Annotated in this window: 24 protein-coding genes and 1 tRNA gene; 5 read left to right on the plus strand and 20 right to left on the minus strand. The window is 60.9% G+C overall.

The features are described 5' to 3' along the window. The coding region (locus ACTM86_RS07560) for an IS3 family transposase (protein ID WP_441015707.1) at window positions 1-72 on the plus strand (72 nt) is incomplete at its 5' end. Between the two features lie 202 nt (window positions 73-274). Here the strand turns inward: ACTM86_RS07560 and ACTM86_RS07565 are convergent. From ACTM86_RS07565 to ACTM86_RS07660, 20 genes are all read right to left on the minus strand, one after another. Further along, window positions 275-1,024, minus strand: a complete 750-nt coding sequence (locus ACTM86_RS07565; RefSeq protein ID WP_195838550.1) for a transposase — start codon at window positions 1,022-1,024, stop codon at window positions 275-277. A gap of 230 nt (window positions 1,025-1,254) precedes the next feature. Continuing rightward, window positions 1,255-1,710 carry a ribosome silencing factor gene (gene rsfS, locus ACTM86_RS07570; RefSeq protein WP_427726898.1) on the minus strand — a complete coding sequence of 152 codons (456 nt, stop codon included), beginning with the start codon at window positions 1,708-1,710 and terminating at the stop codon, window positions 1,255-1,257. A gap of 28 nt (window positions 1,711-1,738) precedes the next feature. Next, the gene (gene yqeK / locus ACTM86_RS07575) at window positions 1,739-2,272 is read right to left on the minus strand and encodes a bis(5'-nucleosyl)-tetraphosphatase (symmetrical) YqeK (RefSeq protein WP_427718844.1); all 534 of its coding nucleotides are present in this window, start codon (window positions 2,270-2,272) and stop codon (window positions 1,739-1,741) included. Window positions 2,273-2,359: 87 nt separating this feature from the next. Further along, window positions 2,360-3,037, minus strand: coding sequence for a nicotinate-nucleotide adenylyltransferase (nadD, locus tag ACTM86_RS07580; RefSeq protein WP_154516208.1), 678 nt, complete (start codon window positions 3,035-3,037; stop codon window positions 2,360-2,362). 3 nt (window positions 3,038-3,040) lie between these two features. Further along, the gene (gene obgE / locus ACTM86_RS07585; RefSeq protein ID WP_441016857.1) at window positions 3,041-4,507 is read right to left on the minus strand and encodes a GTPase ObgE; all 1,467 of its coding nucleotides are present in this window, start codon (window positions 4,505-4,507) and stop codon (window positions 3,041-3,043) included. An 85-nt stretch (window positions 4,508-4,592) separates the two neighbouring features. Continuing rightward, window positions 4,593-4,850 (minus strand): 50S ribosomal protein L27, encoded by a 258-nt coding sequence (gene rpmA / locus ACTM86_RS07590; protein ID WP_154516202.1) that lies wholly within the window; start codon window positions 4,848-4,850, stop codon window positions 4,593-4,595. 33 nt (window positions 4,851-4,883) lie between these two features. Further along, complete coding sequence (gene rplU / locus ACTM86_RS07595) at window positions 4,884-5,258, minus strand: 50S ribosomal protein L21 (protein ID WP_035138585.1); 375 nt, start codon at window positions 5,256-5,258, stop codon at window positions 4,884-4,886. A 67-nt stretch (window positions 5,259-5,325) separates the two neighbouring features. Next, window positions 5,326-6,138, minus strand: a complete 813-nt coding sequence (locus ACTM86_RS07600) for a TIGR03936 family radical SAM-associated protein (RefSeq protein ID WP_441016854.1) — start codon at window positions 6,136-6,138, stop codon at window positions 5,326-5,328. Beyond that, complete coding sequence (locus ACTM86_RS07605) at window positions 6,135-8,012, minus strand: TIGR03960 family B12-binding radical SAM protein (protein WP_441016852.1); 1,878 nt, start codon at window positions 8,010-8,012, stop codon at window positions 6,135-6,137. Before ACTM86_RS07605 ends, ACTM86_RS07600 begins: the two co-directional genes overlap by 4 nt. A 9-nt stretch (window positions 8,013-8,021) precedes the next feature. Next, window positions 8,022-8,951 (minus strand): YcjF family protein, encoded by a 930-nt coding sequence (locus ACTM86_RS07610; protein ID WP_441016849.1) that lies wholly within the window; start codon window positions 8,949-8,951, stop codon window positions 8,022-8,024. A gap of 18 nt (window positions 8,952-8,969) precedes the next feature. Then, window positions 8,970-10,196 carry an FtsW/RodA/SpoVE family cell cycle protein gene (locus ACTM86_RS07615; RefSeq protein WP_154516190.1) on the minus strand — a complete coding sequence of 409 codons (1,227 nt, stop codon included), beginning with the start codon at window positions 10,194-10,196 and terminating at the stop codon, window positions 8,970-8,972. Between the two features lie 9 nt (window positions 10,197-10,205). Continuing rightward, window positions 10,206-12,275, minus strand: a complete 2,070-nt coding sequence (mrdA, locus tag ACTM86_RS07620) for a penicillin-binding protein 2 (RefSeq protein ID WP_154516187.1) — start codon at window positions 12,273-12,275, stop codon at window positions 10,206-10,208. Between the two features lie 13 nt (window positions 12,276-12,288). After that, the gene (locus tag ACTM86_RS07625) at window positions 12,289-12,855 is read right to left on the minus strand and encodes a hypothetical protein (RefSeq protein WP_441016846.1); all 567 of its coding nucleotides are present in this window, start codon (window positions 12,853-12,855) and stop codon (window positions 12,289-12,291) included. 12 nt (window positions 12,856-12,867) lie between these two features. Beyond that, on the minus strand, window positions 12,868-13,809 hold the full coding sequence (mreC, locus tag ACTM86_RS07630; protein WP_441016843.1) for a rod shape-determining protein MreC: 942 nt from the start codon (window positions 13,807-13,809) through the stop codon (window positions 12,868-12,870). 78 nt (window positions 13,810-13,887) lie between these two features. After that, a complete protein-coding gene (locus ACTM86_RS07635) occupies window positions 13,888-14,919 on the minus strand; it encodes a rod shape-determining protein (RefSeq protein WP_006236061.1) in 1,032 nt (343 codons plus the stop codon). 127 nt (window positions 14,920-15,046) lie between these two features. Beyond that, the gene (locus tag ACTM86_RS07640) at window positions 15,047-16,351 is read right to left on the minus strand and encodes a tetratricopeptide repeat protein (protein ID WP_427726917.1); all 1,305 of its coding nucleotides are present in this window, start codon (window positions 16,349-16,351) and stop codon (window positions 15,047-15,049) included. A gap of 12 nt (window positions 16,352-16,363) precedes the next feature. Further along, a complete protein-coding gene (locus tag ACTM86_RS07645) occupies window positions 16,364-16,906 on the minus strand; it encodes a peptidylprolyl isomerase (RefSeq protein WP_154516178.1) in 543 nt (180 codons plus the stop codon). Between the two features lie 105 nt (window positions 16,907-17,011). Continuing rightward, window positions 17,012-18,166: a zinc ribbon domain-containing protein gene (locus tag ACTM86_RS07650; RefSeq protein ID WP_441016840.1), complete on the minus strand. Its 1,155-nt coding sequence runs from the start codon at window positions 18,164-18,166 to the stop codon at window positions 17,012-17,014. Between the two features lie 215 nt (window positions 18,167-18,381). Further along, window positions 18,382-21,099 (minus strand): HAD-IC family P-type ATPase, encoded by a 2,718-nt coding sequence (locus ACTM86_RS07655; protein WP_441016837.1) that lies wholly within the window; start codon window positions 21,097-21,099, stop codon window positions 18,382-18,384. A 76-nt stretch (window positions 21,100-21,175) separates the two neighbouring features. Next, window positions 21,176-21,252: transfer RNA gene (locus ACTM86_RS07660), tRNA-Arg, on the minus strand. 203 nt (window positions 21,253-21,455) lie between these two features. Between ACTM86_RS07660 and aroF the strand changes: the two genes are divergently transcribed. The 4 genes from aroF to aroA are packed head-to-tail and all read left to right on the plus strand — an operon-like array spanning window position 21,456 to window position 25,852. Further along, window positions 21,456-22,478: a 3-deoxy-7-phosphoheptulonate synthase gene (gene aroF / locus ACTM86_RS07665; protein WP_427794404.1), complete on the plus strand. Its 1,023-nt coding sequence runs from the start codon at window positions 21,456-21,458 to the stop codon at window positions 22,476-22,478. A gap of 3 nt (window positions 22,479-22,481) precedes the next feature. Next, window positions 22,482-23,396, plus strand: coding sequence for a prephenate dehydrogenase (locus tag ACTM86_RS07670; RefSeq protein ID WP_441016834.1), 915 nt, complete (start codon window positions 22,482-22,484; stop codon window positions 23,394-23,396). A 36-nt stretch (window positions 23,397-23,432) separates the two neighbouring features. After that, window positions 23,433-24,539 carry a 3-dehydroquinate synthase gene (gene aroB / locus ACTM86_RS07675; protein WP_441016831.1) on the plus strand — a complete coding sequence of 369 codons (1,107 nt, stop codon included), beginning with the start codon at window positions 23,433-23,435 and terminating at the stop codon, window positions 24,537-24,539. Continuing rightward, window positions 24,533-25,852 carry a 3-phosphoshikimate 1-carboxyvinyltransferase gene (aroA, locus tag ACTM86_RS07680; protein WP_441016828.1) on the plus strand — a complete coding sequence of 440 codons (1,320 nt, stop codon included), beginning with the start codon at window positions 24,533-24,535 and terminating at the stop codon, window positions 25,850-25,852. The genes aroB and aroA overlap by 7 nt, the downstream gene beginning before the upstream one ends. Window position 25,853: the final 1 nt, after the last annotated feature.

Genomic DNA, 25,853 nt, shown 5'->3' on the forward strand with positions numbered 1-25,853 from the left:
ACGAGGAGGCGCCAGGTTAAACTGAAGGGACTGACCCCGGAGGAGTTCCGGAGACAGTCCCTTGCGGCGTAGTTCTTATTTAAGCCGTCCAGGTTTTGGGGTGCAGTTCAATTTGGGACGGGGCTTTTTTAGCTACCCTTCAGCTGGCAGCGAATCACCCGGGGCCGGAATAAAACTCAACCGATTTGCAGGGTTAGCTAAAATAGCCCCGTCCCAAATTAGCTACCCAACCCATACCTGACGCGGTCGCAACACAGACCTCGTCCAAAATGAGTTATTTTTTGACTTTGACCTTTTGTATGGTGCAGTGTCCAATGCCCGTAAGGCGGACGATCTGTTTAATCGAAAAGCCCTCGCTCTTCAAAGTACGAATGCAGGCATCGCGCGCCCCCTTTGGCAAAGCCTTAAGGTGATGAGGCTCGTACGGCTTAAGAAGAGCCTGCGCAAACTCCAGCGCATCTGTGTCGCTCACATGAGCGCCGTCACGGAAGCAATAGCGATTGGGCTCACCCGAGGTGCTGAAGGCAAAAAATCTCTGAGAGTCACCGAGCAACCCGAGAACGCAATCCGTTTTGCAGATACCCGGATATCCCATATACTCGCGAAAGCTGCTCCATCGATACAGCGAAGCGGTCCCAATCCTCGCCTTCGCGGGATTGTCGTGAATGTATCTCACGCAGTTGAGCAGCTGATCATCATCGAGGATCGGCACACTCTTAAATCGATCCTGGAAAACAGGCCCCTTCCTGCCTGTCTTTGAGTTGAAATACATGGCATACGCCGTCGTAATCGAATGCATGCAATCGCTCAGATGAACATGCTCGTCGTCAAGCAGAAGATGAATATGGTTATCCATAAGGCACCACGCGATGACATCCACTTTAAACTTCTGGCATTTCGAAGCAATCAGCCGAATCAGATAGAGCCGATCTTCGTCATCCTCAAATATGAGTTGGTCGGCACATCCCTTTTGGACGACATGGTAAAAACCATATACAGAGATTTCTCGCGCAGTCCGAGTCATACGCATCCCCTCCTCTACAGATGACAATTACGTTACCCGAGCCAGAGTAGAAAAAAACGTACTGGGAGCTATAAATCGCGATGTTCGGCGAACGGTAGGTAGTAGCTAAAAAAGCCCCGTCCCAAATTAGCTACTTTTGGGCAAAAAGAAAGCCGGGCGGCCGCGGAAAAACGCGACTGCCCGGCGAAATACTTGAGGGTAGCTAAAAAAGCCCCGTCCCAAATGAGCTACTAGAGGAGGTCCAGGGAGAGCTGGGGAGCGTCGCCCCAGAGCTTTTCGAGGCGGTAGAACTCACGTGCCTCGGGAGTGAAGACGTGGACGACAACCGAACCGTAGTCCATGAGCATCCAGGTCTTCTGCTCGCGGCCCTCAATGGAAAACGGGTGCTCGCCGCAAGCCTCGGCGACTTTCTCCTCAATCTCGTCGACGATGGAATCAACCTGGCGGTTGTTGGTGCCGGTAGCAAGGACAAAGTAGTCGCACACATCGGAAAGCTCAGTCAGGTCGAGCACCTGAACGTCCTCGCCTTTCTTGTCGTAGGCGGCCTGCGCGGCAGCGCGGGCGACATCCTCGGCGGCGACACCGCTGGCGGAGAGCGTCGCGGCAGTGCGGTCGGACGTGGCCACGAAACTCTTGTGCTCCGCACCTTCAAGAATCTGCTCGTCGGTCATGGTCTCATCGGCCATGGAATACCTCTTTCTAGACGCACCCGAGCTAGCGCAGCTGGGCGTAATGGTTGTAAATCGTAATAGCCGTGGGATAAAGATAGCGCCCGGACTGGATCACATAGACCAGACCCTGCGCAAAACAGGAGAAGAACAACTCGTCGAGCGAGGACTTCCCCACCATCTTGCGCAGCGCATGGGCATAATCGCCGTGGCGGTTGGGTTCGATGGCATCGGCCACAAAGACCACCATATCGAGCGGCGTCATGTCGCAAGCGCCCACGGTGTGACGGTCGACAGCCTGAAAGACCGCCGGCGACAGCTCGGGAAAAAGCTGCGGAAGCTCATAGGCGGCAACCGGGCCATGCAAAAGCGGCGTCGCGGCAGACGGAGAGCCGGCAATCTTAATGCCGTAATGCAGAGCGCGCGTGACCAGCTCGTCGTCGGAGAGCACTTTGTCCCAGTCATGGATCAGGCCGGCGGCAGCGGCATCAAAGCGGTCGACACCGTATACCTCGGCTAGGTGCAGCGCCGTCTCGGCAACCCCGAGCGAATGCACGTAGCGCTTACGCTTATCCTTCATGCGCACATCGAGCAACTCGTGGATACGCGTCAAGAGCGCGCGCTCGTCGCCCTCAAACTGATCTTCTACCGACAACGTTTCCCCCCGTCAATCAAAATCGTCTTGCCCAAGATCGGCATACAGGCCGCGTTTACGGATATAGCCGAGCACGGACTCGCTCGTAAGATAGCGCACGCTCATGCCGCGGGCAACCCGCTTGCGAATGTTGGTCGAGCTAATAGCCAGCGCCGGAATCTGAATATAGCGCACATCGAATGGCAGTCCCGATTCCTTAATCCTCGACCGGGCCGTATCGATGTCAAAGCCGGGACGCGTCGCAGCGATAAAGGTTGCCAGTTCGGCAATCTCATCAGCATTGTGCCAGGTCACAATATCGATAATCGCATCGGCACCCGTAATAAAGTAAAGCTTCACCTGTGGCGGGTAAAACTCGCGAAGGGCACGCAGCGTATCGGCTGTATAGGTGACACCGGCACGATCGATCTCGAAGCGGCTTGCCAAAAAGGCCGGGTTCGCGGCAGTCGCGAGGACCGTCATGGCATAACGGTCCTCAGCAGGCGTCACCGGTTTGTCGAGCTTAAAGGCAGGAGAGCCGGCCGGCATAAAAAGCACAGCGTCCAAGTCGAGCGACTCGCGAGCCTGCTCGGCGGTAACCAAGTGCCCGTAATGAATCGGGTCAAAGGTGCCGCCCATAATGCCAAGCCGAAACTCGTGCCCATCCTTGATAGGCAGCTCTGGCAATCCGATTCCACCGCGCAGCGACATGGCCTACTCGCCCTCCGGGGTCTCAATAACGTCGACTTCGGTAGCGCCTTCGGAGCCCTCGGCGACATGAGCCACGTCCACATCCTCGGCCGCTACGTCAATAACCTCAACGCCAGCATCCTCGAGCTCGTCCTCGAACTCCGAGAAGTCCTCGGCGCCCTCAAAGTCAAAGGCGCGCTGGCAAATGCGAACCTCGTCGCCCGCACGGCAGCCGGCCTTCTCGAGCGCGTCGTCGACACCCATGCGCGCAAACTTATGCTGCAGGTAGATGACAGCTTCCTCGTTTTCCCAGTCGGTCTGGATGACCATGCGCTCGATCGCGCGACCAACCACGCGGAAAGCACCCGGCTCTTCCTCAACAATGCGGAAGCGCTTCTCGCGCTGCAGGCGGCGACGCTCCCACTCCTCATCGCGCAAATCGACAGGCTCATCGGAAACCGCAAGCTCCGCGCGGAGCTTAGCCACCTGCTCGCCCACGGCAAGCATCAGCGTGTTGAGGCCGGCACCCGTAACGGCGGAAACGGCAAAAAACATGTGGCCATCGTCGAGCGCCGCGCGCTTAAGGTCGGCAATCTTGTCGGCCGTGCCCGGCGCATCGCACTTGTTGGCGACGACGATCTGCGGGCGCTCCGAGAGCTCGGCACCATACTGCTCGAGCTCACGGTTAATGATGCGATAGTCCTCAACCGGATCGCGATCCTCAAAACCGCCCGTCATATCGACAACGTGCATAATCAAAGCAGTGCGCTCAATATGGCGCAGGAACTGGTGACCCAGGCCCTTGCCTTCACTCGCACCCTCGATGAGTCCGGGGACGTCGGCAACGACGTAAGAATATTCACCGGCACGCACCATGCCCAGATTGGGCACGAGCGTGGTAAACGGGTAGTCGGCGATCTTGGGACGGGCGGCGCTCATACGCGCGATGAGCGAGGACTTGCCCACCGAGGGAAAGCCCACGAGCGCGGCATCGGCCATAAGTTTCATCTCGAGCTCGATCCAGTGCTCCTCGGCAGGCTCACCCAGCTGGGCAAACGCGGGCGCGCGGCGCACCGACGTCACAAAGTGGGTGTTGCCCAGACCGCCGGCCCCACCGGGCGCCACGACAACGCGCTCGCCATCGTGCACCAGGTCGGCAATCTCGAACATCGGGGTCTGCGTCTCGGGATCGAGCTCGCGGACTACGGTGCCCATGGGAACTTTCAAAATCAGGTCCTCGCCGCTCTTGCCATTGCGACGGGCACCCTGGCCGTGCGTGCCGCGCTCGGCACGGAAGTGGTGCTTAAAGCGGTAATCGATCAGCGAAGACAGCTGAGCATCGGCCTGGATGACGACATTGCCGCCACGACCGCCGTCGCCGCCATCGGGGCCGCCCTTGGGAACAAATGCCTCGCGCCTAAACGACATGCATCCGGCTCCGCCGTCGCCGCCGCAAACGTTAATGCGGCTGATATCGGTGAACTGTGACAACAGAATCGCCTCCTACAAAAAAGAGGGAGACCCTTGAATCCTAAAACTCAAGTGCCTCCCACATATGTGCTCTATGAAGGGTGAATTACGCGTTCGCGAGCGGGCGTACGCTGACCCTGTGCTTGATACCCTTGTGGAACTCAACGGTACCGTCGACCAGCGCGAACAGCGTGTCGTCCTTGCCACGGCCAACGTTCGCACCCGGGTGGATGTGCGTGCCATGCTGACGGACGAGAATCGTGCCCGTGGTTACCGTCTGGCCGGCGAAGCGCTTCGTGCCAAGGCGCTGACCGCGGGAGTCACGGCCATTACGGGAGGAACCGAGTCCTTTTTTGTGTGCCATTGTGTATACCTACTCTTTCGTTACGAGTGTAATCTACTCGGCGACGGGAGCCTCGGCAACAGCCTCAGCCTCTGCCTTGACAGCCTTCTTGGCGCGGGAAGTAGCCTGAACCTTCACGATCTTCAGCTTGGTGAGCTGCTGACGGTGACCCTTCAGACGACGATAGCGCTTACGCTTGTGGAACTTGAAGACCAGCTGCTTCTCGCCCTTGAACTGCTCAACGATCTGAGCGGTAACCTTGGCCTTGGCCAGCTTGTCGGGATCGGTGACGATCTTCTTACCATCGTTGAGGAAGATGACCGGCAGGGTGACCTTGTCGCCCTCATTGCCCTCGATCTTCTCGACGGTGATGACATCGTCGGTGGCGACCTTGTACTGCTTGCCGCCCGTGTTAACGATTGCGTACATGTTTACTTGCCCTTCATGCATCAGTTAGTGCAACAGCCGAATATAGTAGCAGGCGATAATACCCCCGTCAACGAGTATGTGGAGCAAATCCACAAGTTCGCACAGGTATGGGGCTGACGAGTCGGCCCTCGTCGTCTTCGCATGCTTGATTCTGACGCTCGACATCGTAGGAGCAGATGGTCACGAGGTCTTGCATACCGGTGGAAACAATAGGTGCATCGACGCCCGGGGTCAAGCCCTGCAACAAAACATCAGCAGCAGAAAGCAAAATTTCCGGACGCATGGAGCCCTCGTTGTCGGCATGGGTGTCGAGCATGAGCACCAGATGGTCCGGGCGCTCCCCCGCCTTAAGCTCGTAGCCCACAAGCGTATGGTCCAAGTCCAGGCGCTTGCTCTTTTTGCCGCGCGCATAGTCGATGCCGTGGCCCGCACGCAACGTGTCGATTGCGCGACGCACCTCGTCGACAGCGACCGGCGCCTCAGGGTCCAGGTGCAGGTCGATGCGGTACGACAGGCGCGTGAGCTGGGCCGTGAGCGCCGGCGTGCGCACGTCGATGTAGGCGGCCTCGATGGGCGCCAAATCGGCCGGAGATGCCGCGGCCAGGCGCCCAAAGGCCTCGTCGAGCGCGACGAACTCGGTCATAAACAGGTCATACCACTCGCAGGTCGACGACGTGCCCACGGGCAACGCCGACGAAAAGCCCACACGCATATGCGGCGAGAAACCCTGCGTCACGGCATAGGGCAGCCCCGCACGACGCACGATACGCTCAATGGTATGGATTAGTTCCAAATGGCCCAGGTACTTGAGACGATCGCGCTTGCCGTAGCGAACGCGAAGCCTAAAGAGCGTGGGGTTGTCGGTCAAGCGCTCACTCATGCGCGATCACCCACCAATACGTTCTTGGCGTGGAGCGTGGGGCAGATTCCGCAGCCGGTGCACGACGTGCGGGTGCAGTCGGGCGTCGTGACACCCTCCAGCGAGCGACGGTACTCGCGCTCGAGGAAGCCGCGCGAGCAGCCGGGGCTCACGTGCTCCCAGGGCAGGTGCCAGTCCAGCTCGTAGGGCAGGTGCACGAGCTCGTTGAGGTCGATGCCGTTTTTGGCCGCGGCCTCCTTCCAGTTATCGAGCGAGAAATGCTCCACCCAGGCGTCAAAACGCGAACCGGCACGCCAGGCGTCAATGATGACCGGCGTCATGTCGCGGCCTGCACGAGACAGCGCCGCCTCGATAAGCGAGGTCTCGGCATCGTGGTAGTGCACGCGGACCGCACGGTTGCGAACGCTCGTAATGAGGAGCTTCTGGCGGCGTTTGACGTCGTCGTAATCGAGCTGCGGGCACCACTGGAAAGGCGTGGCGGCCTTGGGAATAAACACCGACACCGAGATGGACACCGAGATGGAGCCGCGGCGCGCCTTGGGTACCACGGAGCGGCCGAGCTCGAGCACATGGTCGGCCAGGTTGGCGATGGCCACGATATCCTCATCGCGCTCACCGGGAAGACCCATCATAAAGTAGAGCTTCATGCGGTTCCAGCCGGCCTCGAAGGCCGCCTTGGCCGCGCGGTCCACGTCCTCCTCGGTCACGTTCTTGTTGATGATGTCGCGCATGCGCTGGCTACCGGCCTCGGGGGCAAACGTCAGGCCGCCCTTCTTTTCTCCGGCGACCGACTCAGCCATATCCACGCCAAACGAATCCAGGCGCTGCGAGGGAATGGACACGCGAATGCCCGTATCTTCCAGGCGGCGGTTAAGGCGACCGAGCACGTCGCGGATGCAGGAGTGATCGGTGGTCGAAAGCGAGGTAAGCGACACCTCGTCATAGCCGGTCTTTTCCAGGCCCTGGATCACCGAGGACACGATCTGGTCGGCCGAGCGCTCGCGCACCGGGCGATACGTCATGCCGGCCTGGCAAAAACGGCAACCGCGAGCGCAGCCGCGCAGGATCTCGATAGACAGGCGATCGTGAACGAGCTGCGCATAGGGCACGCAAGACTGCGACAATGGATTGGTAGCGCCAAAGTCCTCGACGACGCGCTTGTAGACCACCGGCGGCACGTCCTTACCCTCGCGCGGCACGGTATAGCCGTGCGGTGAGCAGGGTTCGTCATAGCGCACCTCGTACAGCGACGGCACGTAGGTACCGGAGACGGTCGCGAGCCGCTCGACAATCTGGGCGCGCGGGACGCCCTCGTCACGCAGGCGGCGATGCAGGTGGCAGATCTCGAGCAGCGACTCCTCACCCTCGCCAATCAGGATGGCATCGAAGAAGGCCGCATACGGCTCGGGGTTATAAACCGAAGGTCCGCCGGCGACGATGATGGGATCGTCCTCGGTGCGGTCAGCAGCCAGCAGCGGAATGCCGGCGAGGTCGAGCGCCTCGAGAAAGTTTGTCACGGCCATCTCGTGCGGCACGTGCATACCGACGATATCAAACGAGGCCACGGGCGCTGCGCCCTCGAGCGACAGCAGCGGGATACCGGCCTCGCGCATGGCATCGCCCATATCGGGCCACGGCACATAACCGCGCTCACAGGAGATGCCCTCGGCCTGGTTAAGGATGTTGTACAGGATGGCGATACCCTGGTTGGGCAGGCCGACCTCGTACACGTCCGGGTAAATCATGCAGCAACGATAGTCGGCATCGGCCTTGGAGAGCGTACCCCACTCGTGGTCGATATAGCGACTCGGCTTTTCGACCTTCGCGAGCAGCGGCTCGATCAAATGAAAACAGTCTTGGTATGGAACGCGCAAAAGAAACCCCTAAGCAGCGAGATCGGATGCATCCTCAAAAGGATTCATGGGACGGGTAGCGCCGGCAACCGTGGTCACCAGGTCGCGGACGCGCGAGAACGTGGCGGCAACCACCTCGTTGGCACGGCTGTAGTCGATATCGCGCTCGTAGAGAGACACGAGCGCACGACCCATGACATAGGTGCCCGCGGCGGCGGAGAGTGCCTTGACGGCAAAGCCGATATGCGGCGTCTGCTTTACCAGGGCGCGAGTGACGGCGCGCATTACCAAGCCGCCGGCAAGCACGCCCGCGACCTCGTAGCCTCGCTCGGGCTTAATGCCGCGTCCAAAGATGGCCGCAAGCTCAAAGAGCATGCCAACCTGCGCCAGCGCCATAACGGGATAATCGGCCCCCGGCAAAAACACCAGCGCGCCCGTCGCCATATTGGTAAGCGCGCACGAGGTGATGATGCGGTTGGCGGCGGCGATGCGCATAAAGGCAAAGTTCGCCGCAAAGGCCGTCTCCTTTTCCGTACGGTCCAGGATCCAGCGGGCGAGTGTCTCGAGCAGATACGTCTTATCGGTGGCCGCTACCACGCCGAGCATGGGCGTGGACTCCTGGATAAAAGGCACCTCGACAGCGGACTCGGCCAGCACGCACACGGGCGCACCGGCAATGACGAGCTCCTGTACAGCACTCTCAAGGCGCTCAGATCCGCACGAAAGCACCAGCACCACGTCGGTATCGGTCTTGGGGACGATTCGCTCCTCCCCCAGGCGCTCAACGCGCACAATACCCGACGTCGTCTGCGGCACAAAGGCATCGCGCACCGTCTCGACCAAAAAACGCGAGGCGGTCGAATCCAGGTAGACCGAAACGCGCACCGGCGTATCGGAATCCCTCTTGGTGGTTGCGCCCATTTTAAAAGCGCGAGTCAGCTTTTCCACGGGAATCTTCATGGCAAACCCCTCCAGCGGTTACGCGGCGCCCGAACGATGCCGCCATATGGATTGTACGATACCCACCGTCAACAACTGAATCATCATCGACGACGAACCAAAGCTAATGAACGGCAGCGGAATACCGGTAATCGGCATCATGCCAATGCACATGCCAATGTTCTCGAACGTCTGAAATGCCCACATGCCGACAATACCCACGCATGACAAGCGTAGAAACAGAGACTCGCACTTAAAGGCGACGCGGATCGTCGAGAAGATGAGCAGCACGTACAGGCACAGCAACAAAAAGGAACCGCAGAAGCCGAACGTCTCTGACAAAAAGGCGAAGACGAAGTCGGTATGGAACTCGGGCAGGAAGCCGCCGGCCGACTGCGTCGCATGCCCCAGGCCCTTACCAAAGAAACCGCCCGAGCCGACCGCGATCAACGACTGCTGCAGGTTATACGCATCGTCCGAATCGGCGTTGTCGGGGTCGATAAAGACCGTCAGACGATTCATCTGGTACTGCTTAATGAGCACATCATGACCGAGCAGCGAATCGAAGACCGAATCGAGCGCCAGGACGAGCGCCACCAAACCCACGAGCAGAGCCAAAGTCGACAGCACCCATTCGCGGCGCGCACCGCTCATGCAGATGACGATGGCGCCCGACACCAGCACGACCAGACCCGAGCCCAAATCGCCCATGGCGACGACGGCCAAAAACGGAACGGACAGCATGCCGCAGAGCTTAATGTAGTCGCGAGCGGTATCGATGCGCCCGTTGTACTGCGAGCCAAGCGTGGCCATAAAGAAGATGGTGATGAGCTTGGCAAGCTCAACGGGCTGGAATGTTAAACCGATACCGGGAATCTTGATCCAACCCGTCATTCCCAAGCCGCCCGTGTAGGACAGGCCCGGAATCTTAGGCGAGAAGATCACGATGAGATCGATGACGAGCAGGGCCGTCGAAAAGTTGGAAATGCCGCGCAGGTCGGTGCGCCAGACGAGCACCGCCAGCACCGCGCCAATACCGATACCCAGCAGGTGACGCGAGAACGAGGCATCGGCTTTAAACTGCGAGGCGGACCAGATAATAATGGCGCCATAGGTGACGAGCGCCACAGTCGCCAACAGCACGCCGACGTGCACCTTTTGGCGAAACGTTCCGCGCGATGCGGAAATCTGCTTGTTGACGCGGTCCAGGCTGCTGCGAGAGCCGGTTTTGGTTGAGCGGAACAGGTCCGCCGGCGAAAAGTCCATCGCAACCTCCTATCGAACCGAGGAATCGCCCGTGGCCGTCGACGTGTCGGGCTCGTCATAAATCGCACCGAGGACATCGCGCACAACGTGCAGCGCGGTATCGGAGCCGCCACCGCCCTGTTCCAAGACAGTGGCGATCACGTACTTGGGGTCATCGGCCGGCGCGTAGGCGCAAAACCACGCGTAATCGTCCTCGCCGCTCTTCTCGCCCGTGCCGGACTTGCCGTAGACCGTAGGGGTCAGGGAGTTAAAGTGCGCGGCGGTCGAAGTCGACGCCGAGTAAATCACATCGTGCATGCCGTTGCGGACCAGCGCAAGATCGGCATCGTTGTTAATTTGGGCCTCAAGGCGCTTCTTTTTGCCCTTGCCGTTGTACTTGTAGGCATCGCCGTCGCCATCACGCGAGACAGCAGACAAGAACACATGCGGCACATACTGTTTGCCGCCGTTGGCAATACCCATGTAGGCGCAGGCCATCTGCAGGGGTGTCACCAGAATGTCGCCCTGGCCGATGGCGATGTTGGTCATATCGCCGGCATTCCACTTGCGGTCCTCGGCCGAGGCGTCGGTAAAGTACGACTCTTTCCACTCGGCATCGGGAATGCGGCCCGCACCCTCACTCGGCAGGTCGATGCCGCAGGTCTTGCCCAGGCCCCAACGGCGAAAGACCTCTTGCAGGCCTTCGGGATGCTGGTCGTTGTAGAAAAAGGCCTTGCCCATATCGTAGAACACGGGGTCGCAGGAGTTGGCGATACCGGACTGCAGCGTCATCGTGCCGTGGCCGGAGTGCAGCCAGCAGTACTTTCCCCAAGATTTGCCCAAGCCGGTCCAATATCCCGTGCAGTTGGTCGTTTGACTCGAAGTGTACGTGCCAAATTCGAGGCCAGCCAACGCCGAGAGGGGTTTGATGGTCGAGGCGGACATGTACTGGCCGCTAATGGCGCGGTTGAGCAGCGGATGCGAGCCCTCGTCATCGTTAAGCTCGGTCCACACGTCATTGGAAACGCCGCCGATAAAGACAGAAGGATCAAACTTGGGTTCGCTTGCCATGCCCAGGATCTCGCCGTTGTTGGGGTCAAGGCACACCACGGCACCGTTGCCGGCATTGCTATGGCCCGTAGTCTTGGCAAGCTCAATGGCATTCGCCAGAGCCGTCTCGCAGGCCTGTTGAATCTTAAGATCGAGCGTAAGCTTAATGTCAGAACCGGCCTTGGCGGGAACGGCGCCGGCTTGACCGGTAACGTTACCCGAGGCGTCAACTTTCACGGTCTGCTCACCGCGAATGCCCTGCAGCAGATTTTCGTAGTAAATCTCTACGCCCGCCTGACCCACAATATCGCCCGATTGATACGAGATCTGGCCAGCCGCGCTTTCGTTGCCGTCCGACGACTTCTTGTTCTGCGCCTCGAGCTGCTCGGAGGTAATGGTGCCGGTATAGCCCAAAATATGGCAGGCGGTCTCGCCATACGGGTACTGGCGCTCGGTGCGCTCGGCGATCTTCACGCCGGGAAACTCACCGGCGTGCTCCTGAATGTAGGCGACGGTAGAGCGGCGCACGTCAGTCGCGATCGTATGCAGGCTCTGCGCGCCCTCGGAATTGTCCTGGATGTTGCGCAGCACCGCGACATACGGCATGCCGAGCACGTTGGCAAGATGACGCACCAGCACCTTGTCGTCGGCAAGATCGCGATAGGCGACGACGGCGAGCGAGGGGCGGTTTTGCACCAGTGCGACGCCGTTGCGGTCCAAGATACGGCCACGCACGGCCGGCGTGGTAACGGTACGGGTCTGATTGCTCTTGGCCTGCTTGTCGTAGTAGTCCGACGAGACCATCTGCATGCCCCACAGCTTAACGGCAAGCGCGGCAAACATGGCACCTACGCCCGTGGTGAGGATGGAAAAACGGCCCTTGAAGGCCGTGGCGGCCGTATTGCCCTCGCCCTCGGTGGCGCGCGGGGCCGTTCCGTGCTGTGTGTCGTAGGTAAAGCGGGAGTCGCCGCGGCGCATGATGACCAGCGCGACCACAATGGCCACGACCAGCGCGATACCGGCGACAACAACCGTCAACTGGGAAGACATCTTGAGGCCTCCCCTATTTGAGCTTACGGGTCTTGGGCTTAAAGCGCATGCCCGTCTGACGCCCACCGCGCGCGGAGAACCCATGGCCAGACTGCGGAGCGGCACCGGACATCAAAAACGGAATGGCAATCAAGCCCGTCAGGATCGAGGACGGCAGAGCGTGCCCAAAGATGGCCACCACAAAGCTCGTCTCCAGACCCATAAACAGCAAGATAATGCTGTAGACCACGTTGATGGCAAGCGCAAAGGCGCCCACGGTAATGCCGCGCGCGCTCGGCGAGCCGCCCGTCTGACCAGCCGCGCTGTGCACCAAAGCAAAACTGCCCACGGTCAGCAGCAGCGACATAACGCCCACCGGCACGGCGGCGGAAAGGTCGTAAAACAGACCGCTGCAAAAGCCGCACACGACGGCACGCGTAGGGTCGCCCGAAAACACGGCCAGGCACACCAAAATAATCATAAAGTTGACGCGGCCGCCCGCGATGGAGATTTGCGGTGCCAGTCCCGCCTGCAGCAGCACGCAGACGATAGCGGCGATTGCAAAGGCGCGGGAGCCAGTCCCCTGCTCGTGTAGATCCATGGACATGCCTCCCTATTCGCTCGATCCAGAATCGGACGCTTCGGCCGTGTCGGAATCATCATCCGATTTCTCGTCCTTAGACTGAGTCGCGGCATCGCGCGACGAGCCCTGCGGGGCACTATTGGCCGAGCTCACGTCCTCGTCCGAAGCCGACTGCTCGTCGGTGAGCGAGGTGATGACGAGCACTTCCTCGTTATTTTCGGCCGTGGTCTGCGCACGCACCACAATGGTGTAGTACACGTCGTTAGCCGACTTCTCGACCGAAGACACGGTGCCAAGCGGCAGTCCCTTGGGGAACACGCCACCGATGCCCGAGGTCACGATGATATCGCCAACCTTAACATCGGAGTCGACGCTCACGTACTCAAGACGCAGCGTGCCATCGGGCTGGCCCTGTAGCATGCCTTGTGCGCGCGTGTCCTGCACCATGGCGGACACACCAGAGTTCTCGTCGCCAATCAGGCGCACGGTCGATGTCTTGGCCGAAACCTCGATAATCTGGCCGATGACGCCGGCCGAGCTCGTCACGGGCATGTTGATGGTAAGCCCGTCGGCAGAACCCTTATCGATGGTGACGGTCGACGTCCAAGCGTCACCCGAGGCTCCGACAATACGAGCCGCAGTGGACTTGAGGTTATAGGTCGACTGCAGGCCCACAAGACCCTCAAGGCGCTCAGCGGTCTTTTGGGCCTCGGAAAGCTCCGCGACCTTGGAAGTGAGGACCTCGTTTTGCTTTTTAAGGTCGTCGAGCGACTCCTGGGAAGCGGTGAGGTTGGAGAACACGTTGCCGATGGCATTGAATGGCGCCGCCACCGCCGAGCCAACAAAACGCACCGGAGAGGTGATTGTCGTGACGCCCGAGCGCACAGCATGTATCGGCCCGGCCTCGCCCTCTCGAATGTAAAACGTGAGCAGCAACACAGAAATCAGGCTGAAAACAATCAACGGGCGCATACCCGTTGATTGTCGTTTGGTATTCAGATTTGAAGAGAAACCCGAAGATCGTGCCAAATGGAATCCACCTTTTGGAAATTAAGCATTGGTCTGGACGAAACCGCCGTCAAACGCGTTGGCCTCGAGCACGCGAGCGCAACCGTTTACGACGTTGTCGAGCGCCGTGGGGCTCACGTTGACCGAAACGCCTGTCTCGTCGCGCAAGCGGACGTCGAGGCCGCGCAGCAGCGCTCCGCCGCCGGTCAACAGAATGCCGTAGTACATAAGATCCGAGGCAAGATCGGGCGGCGTGGCGTCGAGTGCGTCCTTAACGGCCTTGGCCATCTCGTCGAGCGGCTTATTGAGCGCACGACGAATCTCCTCGCTCTCGATGCGCACGGTCTTGGGCAGGCCCGTGATCACGTCGCGGCCATTGACCTCGACGTCGAGCTCGTCCTTGAGCGGCACGGCAGAGCCGACCTTAATCTTAATGTCCTCGGCCGTGCGCTCGCCGATGGCCAAATTGTAGGCATCGCGAACATGCGTGAGGATAGCCTGATCGAACTCGTCGCCGGCAATGCGGATGGACTGCGACACGACGATACCGCCCATGGCGATAACGGCAACCTCGGTGGTGCCGCCACCGATATCGATGACCATGGAGCCGGTTGGCTCCTCGACAGGCAAGTCAGCGCCGATAGCCGCGGCCATGGGCTCCTCGATCAGATAGGCCTGGCGGGCACCTGCCTGAATCGTAGCCTCGAACACGGCGCGCTTCTCGACCGACGTGACACCAGAGGGAACGCATACGACGACGCGCGGACGAGGGGTCCACGGATAGCGCTTCTCGGAAGCCTTATCGATAAAGTAGCGAAGCATGGCCTCGGTGACATCGAAGTCGGCGATGACGCCATCCTTAAGAGGACGCACGGCCACAATGTTGCCGGGCGTACGGCCAAGCATACGCTTGGCCTCGATACCGACTGCAAGGATGCGCTCATCGTTTTTGTCGATAGCGACGACGGAAGGCTCGCGAATGACGATGCCCTTGCCGCGCACGGAGACAAGCGTGTTGGCGGTGCCGAGGTCGATGGCTAGATCGCCCGCATAGCTACCGAAGAACATGTCCATCAAAGAAAACAACGCAACTCCTGATGTGTTGGATGATTGCTGGAAAACTACTAGCCCATCATACTAGCGCAAGCCCGGCACCTCACTTGCGGTGAAGCACCGGGCAGCGCCAAATCTCATAAGGTCACTACTGGTTGTCAGCGGCCGAGAAATCGATGTCGAGCGAAGATACCGCCCAGCCGATATGGTTGTCGGAGCGCACGAATTTGACGGTATATTCCTGCTCGCCGCCCTTGGACAGCGAAGCTTTCACCTTCGCGGTGGTCTCGGTCATGGACTGATCCATGCCCTCGATGGAGACGGTGGCGCCCTGCGGGATCGAGGAGATAATCATCGCCTTGGCGTCCTCGGACAGGCTGGAGGCCAGGCAGGACTCGGCCTTGGCGGTATCACCGTCGCCGGCAGCCTGGAACAGATCGGTGATGACGGACTCCTGCGAGGGGATACCCATGCCGCGCGTGTAGGCAAAGCCCAAACCGCCCGCGGCAAGAACAATTAGCAGAAGCAAAACCAGGAAGACCTTGAGGCCCGTATGGCGATGACGACGACGGACCTTGGCCTGCTTGCGGTCCTGACGATCCTGCTGGACCATCTCGGACTCGGACAGCGTAAAGAAGCCCGTGTCGGACGGATCGGGCATAAACTGGCCAGTAGCACCCGTGGGATCGAGCGAATCGACAGCAGTCGTATCCATGGCGGGCGCCGGGGCCGTGGCCATGGCGGTCTGGGCCGAAAGCGCGGCAAGTGAATCGTGCACGCGGGCAAGCTCATCGGCCTGCTCGGGCGTAAGCTGATAGATGCCGTCGGCGGTGGCGGCATTAAAGGCATCGAGCGCCTCGGAAGGACGACCCGCGGCAGAAAGCGCCTCGCCCATACCCGCGTTAAGCGCACGCGTGTCATCGCGCGGACCGGCAAAGTCGATGGCCGTGCGGTAGGTCTCCACGGCGTCCGCCGGTCGGCCAAGCTTGATGAAGCAGCGGCCGAGCTCGCCAAGGGCGGCCGCGGGGGCTGGATTGGCGCCATCGATGGCGGCCTGGCGGAAGGCAGTGCCTGCATTGGCGAAATCGCCCGACTGGAACAGCGCGTTGCCAAGACCCAGATAGGCCTTAAACGGCGTGGCATAGGAAGCATCCTGCGTTGCGGCGGAGAACGCCTGGGCTGCGGTCACATAGTCACCCACGGCAGCGAGCGCCTTGCCGCGGTTGGTGAGCAGCGCGCCGCGTTTTCCATAGGTGCCGTCGTTGAGGGCAGCCGCGTACGCCTCGGCAGCCTCGGCGTACATACCCAGGTGCATCAGAGCGTTGCCACGCAGATGGTCGGCCTCGCCCATGATCTCGCTGGGGGTCTTTGCCGCACCGAGCATCTGAGCGGCTGCAGAAAAGTCGCCCGCACGATAAGCGGCTCGACCCTGTTGAATCAGCTGGCTATTCAAGGAAGTCCCCTTTTACTCGTGAACGATCTCGACATGGACGATCTCGTCGCCGGCACGCAGCTGCGAAATCACGTCGAGGCCCTCGACCGTGGTGCCAAAGACGGTGTAACCGGAATCCAGATTGTGCTGGGCTCCCAGGCAGAAGTAGAACTGGGAGCCCGCGGAATCGGGATCCATGGAACGTGCCATGGCAAGCGCACCGTCCACATGGCTGTTGCGCGGGTTGGTGGCAAACTCTCCCTTGATGCAGTAGCCGGGGCCACCGGTGCCGGGCATACCGTCGGGGCCCTCAAGGCCGGCGGCGACGTCAGCGCCGGACATATCGCGGGTATTGGGGTCGCCGCCCTGGATCACAAAGCCGGGCACATAGCGGTGAAACTTAAGGCCGTCATAAAAGCCCATGGTGGAAAGCTCGCAGAAGTTCGCCACATGGATGGGAGCGCCCTCGCCGTCAAATTTGACCTTGATCGTACCCTTCGACGTCTCGATGATCGCACACTCATCACCAGCGAGCTGGTACTCGGGCGTATAAAGCTCTTTCTTAAAACCAAACATGTGGTTCCTTCCTCGTGCGTTTAAAGCATATTTGTACGAATTGTAGCAATAAGCACAGGCTTCCATCAATTGCGCACGCAGGTTATGCCGTCGGAGGGCAACAAATTACGAACGCGGCTGCGGCTTCCAAGCGCTCACATTGGCATCGTACTGGTTAAGGGCGCTGTTGCCGCCCTGTGCGATGGGCGCCAAGATTTCACTCTGGCGGGCGCTCAGCGACTCGCCATCGGGAATGGACAGCGAGATATCCCAGCTCTGGCAGATCATGTCGACGCGCTCGTACATCCACTCGGCAAGCTGCTTGAGGTGCTCGATATCCTCCGCGTAGACGGTATCATCTTGCACCTTAAGGTTGTTGAGCTCGTCTTGGGTATTTTTGATCTGGTCGCGCAGGGCATAAGCGCTCTGCGACAGCTCCTGACGCGTGGAGAGCGGCGTGCGCAGGTACCCGCTGTTAAACGAGTCGACAACCTCGCCGATCTGATCATCGTCGCCATACGACACGATGGTCTGATACAGACCGTCGAGCTTGGTATAGAGCTGGTCGTCGGAAAGGACGGTCTCCTCCTGGACCACCTCGGCGGTATCGTCGGACTTGGCCTCTTCCTCGGTAGCCTCGCCCTTCTGGCGCGAGGGGAACGTCGTCTTGGCGGCCTGGCCAAACTGGTCGTAAAAGCCCGGCATAACGCCCATGGGGTCCGATGTCACAAACCAATAGGCACTGCCGCACACGGTAGCGAGCAACGCGATGACGATGAGCGGCTTGGGAATACGGCGCTTGTGCTTGTGGTAGGCATCCTCGTCAGGATGCACCTTGCGCTTGGGTTTTTGATTTTTGGACTGAGCGTCGTCACGAAGGGACACCGGCAGTGGGATATCGACCTTGGGAATGCCAAAATCCCTGTCGAAAGCCGGCAGCACGCAGGTCTCATTGGGATCGGCGGCATCGGAAAGTACCGCGGCGGCAGAGGCCGGCGCATGGGGCACCTCGGTATCGATCTGCTCCTGCGTCAGGCGGGGAAAACCAGCCGTGCGCCCAGCAGCCAGGTCGGATGCGGCCGCATCCTCGGATAGAATGCCCGGGGCAGGGCGCCCGCACTTGGAACAGGTACGGTCATGCGGCGACAGACGGGCACCGCAGCCTTCGCAGAACACAAACTCGGTGTGCTCGGGGCCATCGCCCGGGCCAACATAGGTATTGCAATAGGGGCAGAACGAGGAGCCGTCCTCTATGGTCTTGAGACAATGCGGGCAAATCACGGCATCCTCTTTTCGGAATCATTCGAACCATCGAGGTTAGAGCATAACATCGCTACGCCCCTAAAAGCACAGGGCACCAATTCAACATCGCAGGGTAGCTAATTTGGGACGGGGCTTTTTTAGCTGCCCTGGCCGCCAAGCGGCCAAATAGATCGCGCCATCAGCCGGGTAGCTAAAAAAGCCCCGTCCCAAATTAGCTACCCTGTGAGGTGCGGTTACTTCTTCTTTTTGCTCGGCATCGAGACCTTAATGCCCTGGGCGGACTTGGTCACACGCGAGCGCTTGGCGCCCGCGCCCTTCTTTTTCTTGGGCTGGGTCTTTTCCACGCCCTCGAGCGCGCGGGCTTCGGCCTCACGTGTCGTACGCTCCTCGCGGCGCTGCGCCATGTCGGCGGCGACGCGCTTGGCAAAACGCTCGGCCGTCGAGCCCGTCGAGCTCACCTTGCCGCCACCGCGGCCCAAGCGAACGCGCACGCCGCGGCCAAAGCCAGTGGCGGCATGGCGGCGACGCGGCTTAAGCGAATCCATCATCGTGGCGAGTTTAAAGAACACGCTGCAAGTAAAGACCACAATCACCAGAAGGATAATTGCCTCGCCCATCGACAAGTTGGCGATAGACAGCAGCTCGGGGAATCCGATAACGCCCACCAAGATGCCGACGACGACAAATACAAAGAGCATCACGCGCAAGGGTGTGAGCGGCTGCGAGATACGCCAGATCAGGCTCACGCTTGCCGCGCACGACGTGAGAAGGCACATCGTCGACAGCGTGAGCTGGCTAAAGCCAAACACGCGCGCCACAAAGATATCGAGCGCCGCGGCCAAAATGACTGCAACCGATGCCGGCAACGCACGCTTGAGCACGTTGGTCAAGAATGACCCCTTCACGCGGGCATTGTTGGGCTCAAGGCCCAGCACAAAGCCCGGCGCGCCGATGCAGAAGAAGTTAATGAGCGTCATCTGGATAGGCTCAAAGGGATACGGCGGCAGCGCGATGCACAGTGCCGCCAGGCCCATCGAGAACAGCGTCTTGGTCAGGAACAGCGAGGCCGAACGCTGCAGGTTGTTGATGGAGCGACGGCCCTCGGCCACCACGGCGGGCATCGAGGCAAAGTCGTTATCGACCAGCACGATCTCGGCCACGTTGCGTGCGGCGTCGGAACCGGCGGCCATGGCCACGGAGCAGTCCGCCTCTTTGAGTGCCAGCACATCGTTGACGCCGTCGCCCGTCATGGCAACGGTATGGCCGCGACGCTTGAGCGCCTGCACGAGCTCGCGCTTCTGCTGCGGGGTCACGCGGCCAAAGACGTGATAGCGGTCCACCGCCGCATCAATCTTGGACGGCGTATCGAGCGTCGTGGCGTCCACATAAGCGTCCGCCCCCGGTACGCCCACCACGCGTGCGATCGACGACACCGTGCGCGGGTCGTCGCCACTGATCACGTTAAGGGTCACACCCTGCTCGTTAAAGTAGCCGATGGTCTCGGCGGCCGAAGTGCGAATCTCGTCGCGGATGGTCACAAAGCCCACGGGCTCGGCCTCGCCCACCATATCGCCATCGGGCGTAAAGCCGTCCACGCGCGCCACCACGAGCACGCGGCAGGTGTCGGCAAGCTCGGCCACACGATTTTCGACCTGCGCAAAGATACGCTCCGAAAGCACAAATTGCGCCGCGCCCATCACATAGGAGCCCTGCGCAAACGAGGCGCCGCTCCACTTTTTGGAGGACGAAAACGGAATGACCGACAGCGGCTCGGACACCTCGACCGGGCGGTCGGCGTAGTAGTTGAGCAGCGCCTGGCAGGTCTCATTGGCATCGGCCGAGGTCGCGCGCGCGACATTGGCAAGCGCAAAATCGAGCACGGTAGTATCGACGGGGACAGGTGCCTCGTCCGGGTCCAAGCCCACACCCTCAACGGGCAACGGATAAGTGCCCTCGACCTCCATGCGACCCGACGTGATGGTGCCCGTCTTGTCCAGGCACAGCACGTCGACGCGCGCGAGCGTCTCGATGCAATAGAGCTGCTGCGCGAGTACCTTGCGGCGCGCCAGGCGCACCGTGGCGATGGCAAGCACTGACGAGGTCAGCAGCACCAGGCCCTGCGGAATCATGCCCAAAAGAGCGCCCACCGTGGACAGCAGCGCCGACGAAGGTACGCGACCGGCCAGCAGCTCGGAAAAGCACCACGAAAGCGCGCTATCGCCCGGGGTACCGGCGGCGTCCCACAACCCACTTACACTCGAGGCGAACAGAGCCAGACCAAGCGGAATCATGATGACGCTTGCAAAACGCACGATGGCGTTGAGCGCGTTCATGATCTCGGAATTGACCTTTTTGACGTACTTGGCCTCGTTGTTGATCTTGGCCACATAGTTATCCGCACCAACATGGACCACGCGGGCACGCAACAGGCCCGAGTCGATAAAGCTGCCGCTCATGAGCTCGGAGCCAGGCTGCTTTTTGATGAGGTCGCTCTCGCCCGTCAGCAGACTTTCGTTAACGAGCGCCTCGCCCGATACCACCACGGCGTCGGCAGGTATCTGGTCCCCGCGCCCCAGACGAATGATGTCGTCGAGCACGATCTGGTCCAAGTCGAGCTCCACCTCGGCACCATCGCGCACCGCGATGGCCTTCTTAGAGGTCAGCAGTGTGAGCTTATCGACCATCTTCTTGGAGCGCATGGACTGGATAACGCCAATGGCGGTATTGAGGAACACCACGAACAGGAACGTCAGGTTCTTAAACGATCCGGTCATAATGACCAAAATCGCTAAAACCACGTTGATCAGATTGAACAGCGTGCAGAGATTTTCGATGATAAGCTCACGAACCGATTTGGTCTTGAGCTCCATGTTGCGGTTGATCTTGCCGGCGGCAATGCGCTCCTCGACCTCGGCGGTTGAAAGTCCGCGCTCGATATCCGTCGTTGCCATACCACGTCCTATCACGTCGCGTAGGTATAAGAAAAACCGCCCGGACCATGCGAGGTTCGGACGGTCTTACGTTCGATGGTGCCCCATGTTGGATTCGAACCAACGGCCTTCTGCTCCGGAGGCAGACGCTCTAATCCCCTGAGCTAATAGGGCCAACGGTTGGCATTATACCCAAGTGCACCACGAGCTAACAACATAATAGAAAAAGCTCTGCAATTACGTGGGAGACGAAGCGCAACGGCTCACTTTAGGACGCAAAAGTGAAATAATTAGTATAAACTCTCATGCACCATATGATACGGCTCGCACTGCGGGCCGTTTTTGCAAGGGTTATCCATCGAGGTGAGAGGCACACCATGATTGCAATTTTAAAGCAGAGCGCCAGCGATGAGGCCATCGGCCACATCGTCAGCTGGATTGAGAAGAAGGGTCTCAAAACCGACGTGTCGCGCGGCGAGAACGAGACCATCATCGGCCTGGTGGGCGATACGACCAAGATCGACCCGTTCCTGCTCGAGTCCATGGACGTCGTCGAGCGTGTGCAGCGCGTCTCCGAGCCGTTCAAGCGTGCCAACCGCAAGTTTCACCCCGAGGACTCCGTCATCGACTGCGGCCACGGCATCAAGATCGGCGGCGACCAGTTCCAGGTCATCGCCGGACCCTGTTCCGTCGAGGGCGAAAACCTCATTCGCATCGCACGCCGCGTAAAGGCCGCCGGCGCCACCATGCTGCGAGGCGGTGCCTACAAGCCCCGCACCTCCCCTTACGCCTACCAGGGCATGGGCCCCGCCGGCCTGGACCTGCTATGCGAGGCATCGGCCGAGCTCGACATGCCGATCGTCACCGAGATCATGGACCCGCGCGACGTGCAGGTCTTCTTGGATAAGAAGATTGACGTCATGCAGATTGGCGCCCGCAACGCGCAGAACTTCCCCCTGCTCAAGGAGGTCGGCAAGACCCAGACCCCAATTCTGCTCAAGCGCGGCATGTCCGGCACGATCGACGAGCTGCTCATGGCTGCCGAGTACATCATGAGCGAGGGCAACGACAACGTTATCCTGTGCGAGCGCGGCATTCGCACCTTCGAGACCCGCACCCGCAACACCTTCGACCTCAACGCCGTGCCGGTGCTGCACCACCTGTCGCACCTGCCCGTCGTGGCCGACCCCAGCCATGCGACCGGCTACACCCGCTACGTTGAACCCATGGCGCTCGCCGCGACCGCCTGCGGCGCCAACGGTCTGGAGATCGAGGTCCACGACGAGCCCAGCCGCGCGTGGTCCGACGGCGCCCAGGCCCTCACCCCCGACCAGTTCGACGACACCATGCGCCGCATCCGCGCCATCCGCGAGGTTGTCTGCCAAGAGACCATGGAGTAGCCCATGGGTACGGTGAGAAACGCACGCGTTAACCAGGGCGGCCCCAAATGCGCCGGCGTTGTGGGCCTGGGTCTGATCGGCGGCAGCTTTGCCCGCGGCTATGCGCAGGCGGGCGTCCGCGTGCTGGCCTGGGACCCCGACGATGACGTCATGACGGCCGCCAGCATGGGCACCGTCGCCGGCGAGCTCAACGACGAGACGCTCGGCGAGTGCGACATCATCGTGCTGGCCTGTTACCCCGAGGCCTGCATCGAGTGGCTCGAGACGCACGCCCAAGCACTCGCCGACGCCACCGATACCGAGGCTATCATGGGGCCCGTGGTGATTGACACCGTGGGCGTGAAGGGCATCGTGTGCGAGCGTGCCTTCGAACTCGCCCACGAGTACGGGTTTTACTTTGTGGGCGCGCACCCCATGGCGGGCACCCAGTACTCGGGCTACGCTCACTCCCGTGCCGACCTGTTCCAGGGCGCGCCACTCGTGCTCGTGCCGCCTGCAGTGGACGATGCGCTCAAGCTTGAGCTTTTAGGCCAGGTGCGCGAGATGGTGCGCCCCTTAGGGTTTGGCAAGTTCAGCGTGACCACCGCCGCCGAGCACGACCGCGTGATCGCCTTTACGAGCCAGCTCGCGCACGTCGTCTCAAACGCCTACGTAAAGAGCCCGACCGCCCAGGTCCACCACGGCTTTTCGGCCGGTAGCTACCGCGACCTTACCCGCGTGGCGCACCTCAACCCCCAGATGTGGTCCGAGCTCATGATCGACGACGCCGACGCACTTGCCTTTGAGATCGACCATCTGATCCAGTCACTTGGCGCCTACAGCCGTGCGCTCAAGGACCGCGACCAGCGTTATCTTGAGAATCTCCTTGCCGAGGGCGACCGCATCAAGCGCGCGCTCGACGACGAGGCCACCCACTAGACCACCTATCACGCCAGGTCGAAAGGACCAAAGCTTATGGCGATTACCATCGATATCGACACCGCACGCCCCTACCAGGTGCACGTCGGCACGTTTTTGCTGGAGCAGGCGGGCCCGCTCGTGCGCGCCACCGCCGGCGGTACCAAAGCCGTCATCGTGACGGACACCAATGTGGGTCCGCTCTACCAGATGCCCGTTAAGCAGAGCCTGGAGGCTGCGGGCTATACGGTGAGTGTCTGCACCTTCGAGGCCGGCGAGGCCCACAAGCGCGCCGAGACCTACATTGCCATCCTGGAGTTTGTGGCCGAGCACGAGCTTTCGCGCTCCGACGTGATCGTGGCACTCGGCGGCGGCGTTGTAGGCGACGTGGCTGGCTTTGTGGCCGCCACCTACATGCGCGGCTGTAAATTTGTGCAGATCCCCACGAGCCTGCTCGCTATGGTTGATTCTTCGGTGGGCGGCAAGACGGCCATCGACCTGGCCGCCGGCAAAAACCTGGCCGGCGCCTTTTGGCAGCCGAGTGTTGTTATTGCCGACGTGGGGTGTCTCGCCACCCTCACGCCCGAGCAGTTCGCCGACGGCTGCGGAGAGGTCGTCAAACACGCCGTGATCGCCGACCCCGAGCTTTTCACCGAGTTGGAGAAGACCCCGCTCACGCTGGAGCTCCTCAACCGCGACGTGGCCCGCGTGGCGCTCATCATCGCCCGCAATATCGACATTAAACGCGCCGTGGTTGTCGCCGATGAGCGCGAGACCAACCAGCGCAAGCTGCTCAACTTTGGACACAGCGCCGGACACGCCGTCGAGGCCTGCGAGCACTTTGAGCTGGGACATGGCAACTGCGTGTCGATCGGCATGGGCATCATCACGCGCGCCGCAGCGCTTCATGGCATCTGCGACGCCGCGCTGCCCGCACGTATTGAGGAGCTCTGCGCCCGCCACGGTCTCAAGACCCGCTGCGAGCTTTCCACCGACGCCATCTTTGCCGAGGCACTGCACGACAAAAAACGAGCCGGTGACACCATCGACCTGGTAATTCCGCACGACATTGGCCGCTGCAGCATCGACCGCACGCCGCTTTCCACCTTCCATGATTTAATTGCCGAGGGCCTCGGCCAGAAGGGAGACGCCTCCGCATGCTAGCCCGCATCACCCCGTTCCCGCTCAAGGGCACCGTCCCCGCCATCGCATCCAAGTCGATGGCGCACCGCCTGATCATCTGCGCCGCCCTTGCCAACGGAGAGACGCATGTGACCTGCAACACCACCTGCGCCGATATCGAGGCCACGGTGCGCTGCCTCACGGCACTCGGCGCCCGCATCGAGACCGTCGAGGATGGCTTCCAAGTCCATCCCACTATGAAGAGTATTGAGTTTGGCCTGCTCAAAGCACTTGCCGGCGGCACGCTCGACTGCGGCGAGAGCGGCTCCACGCTCCGCTTTATGCTGCCCGTCGCCTGCGCGCTGGGGGCAGAGGCCACGTTTGTGGGCCAGGGCCGTCTGGGCGCCCGCCCACTCTCCCCGCTCTCCGACGAGATCATCGCCGCCGGCTGCGACCTGCAGGGCCTGGGCGGCTTTCCGCTCAAGACGAGCGGCCGCATGCGCCCGGGCACCTTTGTGCTGCCGGGCAATGTGAGTTCACAGTACATCTCCGGTCTACTGTTGGCAGCCCCGCTGCTGGCCCAGCCCTCCTGCGTGCAGGTGACCGGCCTTATCGAGAGCCGTCCCTATATCAACCTGACGATCCAGGCCATGAAGGCCTTCGGCGTCGAGGTCAACGTCGAGCGCATCCCCGCCAAAAACGGCAAGCCCGAGGTCACAAACTTCCGCGTGAGCAGCGGCTCGTACCGCACGCCTGGCAACGTGGCTGTCGAGGGCGACTGGTCCAACGCCGCCTTTTGGCTGTGCGCCGGCGCCATCGGCTCCGACCCCATCACCGTGGAGGGCGTGTCGCTGAGCTCCGCCCAGGGCGACCGCAACGTGCTTGCCGCGCTCTCGCGCTTTGGCGCCCGCATCGTGCGCTCCACCAACGCCGCCACCGTGCAGTCCGACAAGCTCGCCGGCTTTGAGATGAGCGCCCACGACATTCCCGACCTGGTACCCGTTATCTCGGCCGTGGCCTCGCTGGCACAAGGCCGCACGTTCATCCGCGATTGTGCCCGCCTGCGTATCAAGGAATCCGACCGTCTTGCCACCACCACCCGCGAGCTCACCGCGCTGGGCGCGCAGGTGCGCATTGCCGGCGACGACCTCATCATCAAGGGTGTCGATGCTTTTACCGGCGGCGAGGTCGATTCGCACAACGACCATCGTATCGCCATGATGGCCGCTATCGCCGCGAGCCGTGCCACCGGCGAAGTTGTGATCCACGGCGCCGAGGCCGTCAATAAGTCCTATCCCGATTTCTTTGACCACTACCGCCTGCTGGGCGGCAAGGTCACGCTCGAGGAGGAATAGC

Source organism: Collinsella sp. HCP3S3_E11 (genome assembly GCF_052067375.1).
Classification (GTDB): Bacteria; Actinomycetota; Coriobacteriia; order Coriobacteriales; family Coriobacteriaceae; genus Collinsella.